Raw genomic sequence first — 7,529 nt, 5'->3', positions numbered from 1 at the left:
CGGTCAGGCCCCCACCCTCTGGATACCTCACCTCACCGGCATACCGCAGGGATCATCAAGCGTCACTACCCGACGACAACCCGAAAACCTCAGTAACTGGCCCGGCCTGCCTGACGCAGGCCGAGGAGCCGGCGGCATGGCTGCCGCAGGGCAGAAGCAGTGGGGTGGGTCAGGAGGTGACGGAGAGGACGATCTTGCCGGTGGTGCGGCCGGTCTCGCCCAGCGTGTGGGCCCGGGCGGCTTCTTCGAGGGGGAAGACCTCGTCGGCGATCACGCGCAGGCGGCCGTCCTCGACCAGGGAGGTGATCTCGCGCAACCCCGCATGGTCGGGCTCGACGAGCATGAACACCGCCCGCACTCCGGCCGCTTCGGCCTCCTTGGCGGGGAAGGTGCCGTTCGGCGGCAGGATCGAGATCAGCGTGCCGCCCCGCCGCAGCGTTTGCAGGGACCGGGCCCAGTTGGGGCCGCCGAGGGCGTCCAGGACGACATCGACGTCGCGGAGGGTCTCGGTGAAGTCCTGGGTGCGGTAGTCGATCAGCTCGTCGGCGCCCAGCGAGCGCAGCAGTTCGTGCTTGGCGGCGCTGGCCGTGCCGATGACGTACGCGCCGCGGGCCTTGGCAATCTGCACGGCCAGGTGGCCGACGCCTCCGGCGGCCGCGTGGATCAGGACACGCTGGCCGGGCTGGACGTTCGCGGTGTCCACCAGGGCCTGCCAGGCGGTCAGCGAGGCCAGCGGCAGGGCACCGGCCTGGATGTGGTCCAGGCCCTTGGGGCGCGGGGCGAAGTGCCGGGCCGGGGCGGCGACATACTCGGCATAGGCACCCGCTGGGTGCGGGAAGCGCGGCATCCCGAACACCTCGTCGCCCGCCTGGAAGAGTGTCACCCCGTCGCCGACCGCCTCGACCACCCCGGCGACGTCGAAGCCGAGTGTGAACGGCGGCCTGGCGCCATTGGCGAACACGCCCCGCTCGCGGGTCTTCCAGTCGGCTGGGTTCACGCCCGCCGCGTGCACCCGGACCAGGATCTCGCCCCGGCCCGGGACCGGGCGCTGCGCCTGGACGACCTTGAGGACGTCCGGAGCTCCGGCGGCGTCCTGGGAGACGGCGCGCATGGTCGCGGGGGTGGTGGCCTGATCCATGATGACGTGCTCTTTTCCGCAGAAGGATTCTCGTGGTCTGTGCCGGATCTCTTGGGCACGTCCCAAGACTGCCCGGGCGGACAGCCCCCCAGTAGTGGCCCGATGGCCACGGAATGAAAGGATCGGGTCATGCACCACGTTGGCGTTCTGGCCCTGGATGGCGTGGTCCCCTTCGAACTCGGCATCCCCGCACGAATCTTCGGCGCCGCCCGCGACGGCACGGGCAACCGGCTCTACTCCGTGACCACGTGCAGCCTGGACGGCCGGCCCGTCCGCGCCGAGGCGGACTACCAGCTCACCGTCTCTCACGACGCCTCCCTGCTGGCCACCGTCGACACCGTCGTTGTCCCGCCCTCCCACGCGCTGGGCCCCATTCGCGAGGAGGGCGGCCTGCCCGACGCCCTGCGCGAGGCCCTGGCTGCCATCCGCCCAGGAACCCGGATCGTGGCGATCTGCACCGGCACCTATGTGCTGGCCGCCGCGGGACTGCTCGACGGCCGCCCCGCCACCACACACTGGCGCGAAGCCGACCGCCTGCAGCGCATGTTCACCACCGCGCGCATCGACCCCGACGTCCTCTTCATCGACGACGGCGACATCCTCACCTCCGCCGGGGTAGCCGCCGGCATCGACCTGTGCCTGCACATCGTCCGCCGCGACCACGGCAGCGACATCGCCAACGAGGTCGCCCGCTCCTGCGTCGTACCGCCCTGGCGCGACGGCGGCCAGGCCCAGTACATCCGGCGCCCCGTCCCCGACCCCACTGCCCCCGGCACCGCCCCCACACAGGCGTGGATCATGCAACGCCTCTCTGAACCCGTCACCTTGGCTGCCATGGCCGCCCACGCAGGCGTCAGCGTGCGTACTTTCACCCGCCGCTTCCGCGACGAGGTCGGCACCAGCCCCGGCCAGTGGCTCATCCGCCAGCGCGTCGACCTGGCCCGGCACCTGCTGGAGACCACTGACTGGCCCGTCGACACGGTCGCCGACCGCGCCGGATTCGGCACCGGTGTCTCCCTGCGCCAGCATCTTCATGCCGCCATCGGAGTCACACCCCAGGCATACCGACGCACCTTCCGCCCCACACCCGCCGACGGTTCAGCGCAGTAGCGGCGGGCAACTCACCGTTCCGCCGGGCTTACGGACGTCTCCGGCGTATTCCGGCTGCCCTCCTCCAATGGCCTGACGCTCCCGGGAGTCGGCGCACATGGGAGGTCTGGGCACAGGCGGGACGTTCTTGGCCATCGAGGAGCCGCGCGGCCAACCCATCCGGGGCGGCCAGTGCGGGCGTCAGCGGGCGCGGGTGACGCTGATCTGCTCGTCGGGACAGCATGTCAGCGTCTCGCACAGAGCGGCCTGTTCAGCCGGGTCGATGCTCAGTCCCCAGCGGATCTCGTCGGCCACCCAGTCGGTAACGTACTGGCACCGGCAATCCACGACCGACGGCAGCCACGTCGGCGGGTCCTGGTCAGCCTTGGAGCGGTTGGACGTGGCAGAGACCACGATCAGAGCACGGTCGTCGCCGAATCACTCCTGGACCAGCAGACTTTCCAGCAGCCGCATCCCGTGGGGTGGCGAAGCCGGCGCAGTCCTGCACCAGCCAGCTCAGTTCAGCGTCTGGGCTTTGCGCGATAGGGCCCAGACGTAGTGCCAGCGGTCCTCCTTGAGTTCCCCGGGGCTGTTGCTTGTGGCGGCGTCGATGATCGTCCAAATGCCGCTGCCCGCACTGCTGGCCGCGATGATCTTGAAGGCGTCCTCCATCACGGGGCCGTAGACGGCGGCAAGGACGGCACCGACCGTGCCCACGGCCGCGCCACTCACCGCCACGGCCCTGCGCCGTCGGGCCAAGGCCATCTGCGCCTTCATGCTGTGCAGCCAGAAGCCAGCGTCCCAGCGCGTCGAGGTCGGGACTGTGGATTCCGATCAGCTCGGTCGGGTGATTGCGCGCTGCGTCCAGGAGCGACATCCGCGTCTCGTGCGAGCGGTCCATGTCCCCGTTGAAAGGTGTGAACATGTCACCCATGGCCCACTCGGCCTCCACGCGGCCGATGTCTCTGCGCGTCACCTCGTGGAAGCCGCTGTTCCAGTCACCCGACAGGAGCAGCGTGTCGGAGACCAGAGCAACCCGTTTTGTCACATCCTCAAAGTCCGTGATGTCGGCGGACATCCCTACGTAGTAGCGAGAGCGAGACAGCTTCTTCTGAACCATCAGCCCGGATCCGACGCGCCCCCACATGCGCGTCGCATACGCCACGGCAACCTGTTCAGGATCCCCCCGCTCCCCCGAAGAGAGCCCGGAGAAGAACCCCCGCATCATCCGGGCAACGTCTCTGTTCTGAACCGGCCGACGGCGTCGCCGCATGGACCAATTGTGCCGAGAACACACAGGCGATGTCTGCGTCTACAACCGTACCCATCCCGCGGGCCACGGCGACCGGCGACCGGCGAGACGCCCCCCGACGCGACAGATCGTTCACAGCGGTCGAGTCGGCCGCGTCAGCCATACGAGGAGCGAAGTCAAGGCGACTTCCACGAAGCCACCGGAAAGATCAACAACTACAACGCGTAGTCGGGGCACGGAACTTGGGCCAGACCCCAACTCAGGCCGTTAACGCCACCCAGGCCCGGAAACTGCTGGGCGGACATAAAATCCAGTGCCGGATGCCTTCACCGGCCGTGCCGACCCGGCCACACCGGCCGGCCCGCGATCCACCAACTCCTCAATCCCCACCCGAGTGAAGACGAGAGCCGGTTTCTTTCACAGCACACGCGATCAGCCCTCGGCGGCAACGTTAGCGCGGATGACTCAGCGCGAGCCGTGACACCGGGGCGTTATCCGATGGCGGCGAAGTCCGGCCCGCACGCCCGCGACCCGGGGCCCCGGGCCCCGGAAATCTTGGGGAACCTGCCGATGCAGGCCACGCGGGAATCTCGTGGCCTGCATCGAACAGCCGGGCAGGAGCGCATTCATTCCGACAGGGAATTCACTTCTACACAGGAAAGAGATTGGACCCGCAGAAGACGTGAATCAGCACGGCCTACCCGGGACAGTACCGCTCGCCCGTTAGAGGATTTCGATGTCCTTGACCCGCGGGGGACGGTTCGGGAAGGTAATGTCCGTCCACCGGTTGATGCGGACCGAGTCGCCGTTTACGTCGTAGTAGATGAGATCGTTGTTGCCCGTCGAGATGCGGTCGACCCACCAGCTACCGAAGGACTTCCTGCCCTTATTGGCGTAGCAGTCCACACTGGAGCGGTTGTCCAGGTGCGACCAGATCTTCAGGAAGTTCTCCCCGCCACGGCACTCGACGTGGTCGATAGCGAACGCGTTGCCCGTGGGCATGGCAACCGTGACCGCCGTGGTGGCTGCTAACGCCACGATCACGGAACGGGCAACCCTCTTCGTCTTTGAGATCACAAGTTCTCCTTCATTCGATGCTCGAACGGGGAGGCCACGTCACGGCCGCACATATGAAGGCTTGTCAAAAATGCCTCTGCTTGCCTCCGTGCAACCCTTCCGCAGTCTCGTCTCTCTGGCTTGCCCTACGAATATCACGCAAGGCAGCTGCACATGGCAATCATTCACGGCTCCCCGGGCCGGAATGTTCCCCCAAATGTCTTGATCGAGACTGAGCGGGTTGTCCCGTGTCAATCTCAGGTATCCGTTGCCCTTTCGTGCGGGAGACCGTCGACGGTCTCCTGCATATCCAAGTCCATTGCGTCGTCGAGCAAGGAGGCGGGACTACCGTCCCTCCTCCCGCTTCGCGTACAGGCAAAACACCTCCCCTCACTACGCCCCTTACTCCTTGTACAGGCCATGCACCACGCTGGGAAAGGGCTGAACGGGCAGTCCTGCAGGCACAATTGCCGCCCGGCGGCGCAACCACGGGCCCGCCGTCGGTACGTCAGCCTCCACCGGCTGGTGCAACACGCGCGGGCCACCCAGCTGCTGACCCGGCTGATGACCGACCAGAGCGCCGCCGCCGAGCTGCGCCTGCACGCCGTTGAACCGTGACTGCTGCGGCCCTTCCGCGGCATGGCCGACACCGCGGAGTGCGAGCAGGCAGGGCGATTGCAAAGCCTTGGTGATCTTGTAGGTGTGCAGGTCAAGGACGTGCGGCAGGCGGGTCAGCTTGCCCTGGGCGTTGTAGCCGTAGGTGGTCTCGTCGTGCGCGCCGGTCGGGGTGTTGCTCTGGTACTGGCGCAGCGCCACAGGGAGTTGTCCGCGTACGCGTAACCGTTGAGAGCCTGCGGATCCGTCGCGTCGAAGACCGGGTCCACCGACAGGAACCGGCCCAGGTTCGGGTCGTACTCGCGGGCGCCCAGATTGGTCAGGCCCGGTGGTGCTGGTGGCCGAGGTGCCGGGCGGTGGGGTGACGTCGACCCGGTCGGCGCCAGGGTACGCGGTGCTGCTGCGCCACTGTTCCACGGCGAGGCTGGAGAGGGTCTGCGCCACGGGGCGGCCCATGCCGTCGTAGAAGGTGCCGGTCTGGGACGGCACTTGGTCGTCGTTGACCACGAACAGCGAGGGGGGCGGGGTTGGTGGTGTTGTAGTAGGGGGAGTTGGTCTTCACGGTCCAGCCGTGGGTGTCGTAAAAGGTGTCCGACACCAGCCGGCCCGTGCCGCCGTCCGCGCTGCTCTGCTGCTCCTGGCGCAGCCGCAGCAGTCCGTCGTACAGCTTGTGGTCGATCGTGTAGGAGTTGTCCTCGCGGAGCGTCTCGCTGGTGACGACGCTCAGGGTGCTCTTGTTGAGCGCGTAGGTGAAACGCTTGTTGGCGCTCTTGCTCGCCTTGGGCCGGCCGGGCAGCCAGACGGCCGCGAGCCTGCCGAGCGGGTCGTACGCCAGGTCGGTGATGCGGCCGTTGGCGTCGGTCGTGGTCAGCGGGGCCGCGCGCAACGGGTCGTACGTGGTGGTGCTCTTCCAGCCCGTGGTGGCCGGAGCCACCACCGGCTGGGTGCTCGTGGCGGAGGTCGGCAGCACGCCGGTCGCCGGGCTGTAGGAGGTGGACGTGGTGGCGCCGAGCGCGTCGGTCACGCTCGTCGCACGGCCGTAGCTGTCGTAGGTGGTCGTCCCGATCGTCTTGAACTGGGCCGTGCCGGAGCTGTCGTAGTGGTCGAGGACCTGCGTGGATGTGGCGTCACCCGTGCCCAGGACGAATCCGAACGGCTTGTTGTCATACAGGCTGCGGTTGTCCGCGAGGGTGTTGTCCGCGTTCGGCGTGCTGTCACAGCTGCCGGCGATTTTGATGACCTCGGACGGGAAGGCCACCATGTTGGCCCAGGCGTTCGCGTTCTGCGCATAGCTGGTCTTCGTGCAGACTTCCGGCGTCGCCGAGGTACCGTCACCCTTGTCGTCGACCGCGACGACGCGCCCGTCGGTGTCGTACGAGGTGTCGGTCTCCGTGGTGCGCCGGGTCTTGGCGGCGCGCAGCGCACTGGTCTGGACCTTGGCGGTGCCCCCGAGCCGGGCGGTCAGGTCGGGCAGGCCGGCCCGCTTGTGGGTGGCGGTGATGCGGCCGTCCCACGGGGTGCGGAAGGTGGCTTCCTGGATGGATCCGCCGGACGTGTCGTGCGCCCGGCTCTCGCGGACGACACCGGCCAGCTGGTCGTCGTCGGTCAGCGAGACGCCGGTGGAGTCCGTGACGGTGACCGACTTGTGCGAGCCGTCGGCCTTGAGGTCGCCGTTCATGCCGCGCAGGTAGAGGGCGGAGCTCTGGGTCAGTGTCTGCGGGGCGGTGCCGGTGTGGGTGACGACCTCGCCGTAGCCGCGGAACTGGCCCCAGCTGCGGTTCTTGGGGTCCATCAGCTCTTCGTGAGGTTCCAGGAGGTGAGGGGCGCCGAACGTCGCAGGCCCACGAACTCGCGTGCTGATAGCTTCGCGTCCATGATCGTGTATCCGCTGTGGCATGTCGGCCACCAGAACGAAGCAGGCGACGACGGCTCGACAGTGCACGTCGATGAGAGCGGCGTGTTCTGCGACGAGGCGGACGGCGATGACGTGAAGCTGCTCGGTATCTACTCAACCCTCGAACGGGTTGAAGGACGTATGCGTCAGGCTCGACTGCTACCAGGCTTCCGTGATGAACCGGAGTGCTTCTACTTCGACGCCTGCGAGCTCGATGAGGACAATTGGACCCAGGGCTTCGTTCGAGTTCCGCCGGGCGAGTAGGCCGGTGGGCAGAGCCCCGGCGGGATGCCGTTCCGTGGTCACGTCAGTCCCAGGGCTTCGGTGTAGTCGCATGACGTTCGGTTCGTGATCATCCGAGGCCAAGAAGTGCGAGGGGCGGCGAGGGTCGCGGGCGTTGCGGCGGAGGCCGGCCGCGATGTTCTTCGCTCCGGCAGTGCGGAGGGCTCCGATGGCGAGGTTGCGCCAGGTGGCCATCGCGCGGG

8 protein-coding genes are annotated in these 7,529 nt (G+C 67.8%); 1 reads left to right on the top strand and 7 read right to left on the bottom strand.

All coding sequences use genetic code 11. The features are described from left to right. Positions 1 to 169: 169 nt before the first annotated feature. The gene (locus tag ACZ499_RS35820) at positions 170 to 1,138 is read right to left on the bottom strand and encodes an NADP-dependent oxidoreductase (RefSeq protein WP_468680834.1); all 969 of its coding nucleotides are present in this window, start codon (positions 1,136 to 1,138) and stop codon (positions 170 to 172) included. 129 nt (positions 1,139 to 1,267) lie between these two features. Here ACZ499_RS35820 and ACZ499_RS35815 point away from each other — a divergent pair, with 129 nt between their 5' ends. Continuing rightward, positions 1,268 to 2,248 (top strand): GlxA family transcriptional regulator, encoded by a 981-nt coding sequence (locus ACZ499_RS35815; protein WP_468680832.1) that lies wholly within the window; start codon positions 1,268 to 1,270, stop codon positions 2,246 to 2,248. A gap of 180 nt (positions 2,249 to 2,428) precedes the next feature. On the opposite strand, the gene ACZ499_RS35810 is transcribed toward ACZ499_RS35815, so the two are convergent. From ACZ499_RS35810 to ACZ499_RS35785, 6 genes are all read right to left on the bottom strand, one after another. Then, positions 2,429 to 2,641 (bottom strand): hypothetical protein, encoded by a 213-nt coding sequence (locus ACZ499_RS35810; protein ID WP_468680830.1) that lies wholly within the window; start codon positions 2,639 to 2,641, stop codon positions 2,429 to 2,431. Between the two features lie 102 nt (positions 2,642 to 2,743). Beyond that, positions 2,744 to 2,992, bottom strand: a complete 249-nt coding sequence (locus ACZ499_RS35805) for a hypothetical protein (protein WP_468680829.1) — start codon at positions 2,990 to 2,992, stop codon at positions 2,744 to 2,746. Positions 2,993 to 4,202: 1,210 nt separating this feature from the next. Continuing rightward, complete coding sequence (locus tag ACZ499_RS35800; RefSeq protein ID WP_361374368.1) at positions 4,203 to 4,556, bottom strand: beta/gamma crystallin domain-containing protein; 354 nt, start codon at positions 4,554 to 4,556, stop codon at positions 4,203 to 4,205. 381 nt (positions 4,557 to 4,937) lie between these two features. Then, complete coding sequence (locus tag ACZ499_RS35795; RefSeq protein ID WP_468680826.1) at positions 4,938 to 5,351, bottom strand: hypothetical protein; 414 nt, start codon at positions 5,349 to 5,351, stop codon at positions 4,938 to 4,940. Next, entirely contained in the window at positions 5,267 to 5,464 is a 198-nt protein-coding gene (locus tag ACZ499_RS35790) for an RHS repeat-associated core domain-containing protein (RefSeq protein ID WP_468680840.1), read from the bottom strand. Before ACZ499_RS35790 ends, ACZ499_RS35795 begins: the two co-directional genes overlap by 85 nt. Before the next feature lie 5 nt (positions 5,465 to 5,469). Next, positions 5,470 to 6,942: a hypothetical protein gene (locus ACZ499_RS35785; protein ID WP_468680824.1), complete on the bottom strand. Its 1,473-nt coding sequence runs from the start codon at positions 6,940 to 6,942 to the stop codon at positions 5,470 to 5,472. Between the last annotated feature and the right edge of the window lie 587 nt (positions 6,943 to 7,529).

This window comes from Streptomyces sp. NPDC031265 (genome assembly GCF_055570295.1).
This window is presented reverse-complemented; position numbering and strand designations above follow the sequence as displayed.

What these genes read in the sequence shown, in the direction of transcription:
- ACZ499_RS35820 (WP_468680834.1), bottom strand. Translation starts at nt 1,138, where the DNA reads ATGGATCAGGCCACCACCCCCGCGACCATGCGCGCCGTCTCCCAGGAC.
- ACZ499_RS35815 (WP_468680832.1), top strand. Translation starts at nt 1,268, where the DNA reads ATGCACCACGTTGGCGTTCTGGCCCTGGATGGCGTGGTCCCCTTCGAA.
- ACZ499_RS35805 (WP_468680829.1), bottom strand. Translation starts at nt 2,992, where the DNA reads ATGGCCTTGGCCCGACGGCGCAGGGCCGTGGCGGTGAGTGGCGCGGCC.
- ACZ499_RS35785 (WP_468680824.1), bottom strand. Translation starts at nt 6,942, where the DNA reads ATGGACCCCAAGAACCGCAGCTGGGGCCAGTTCCGCGGCTACGGCGAG.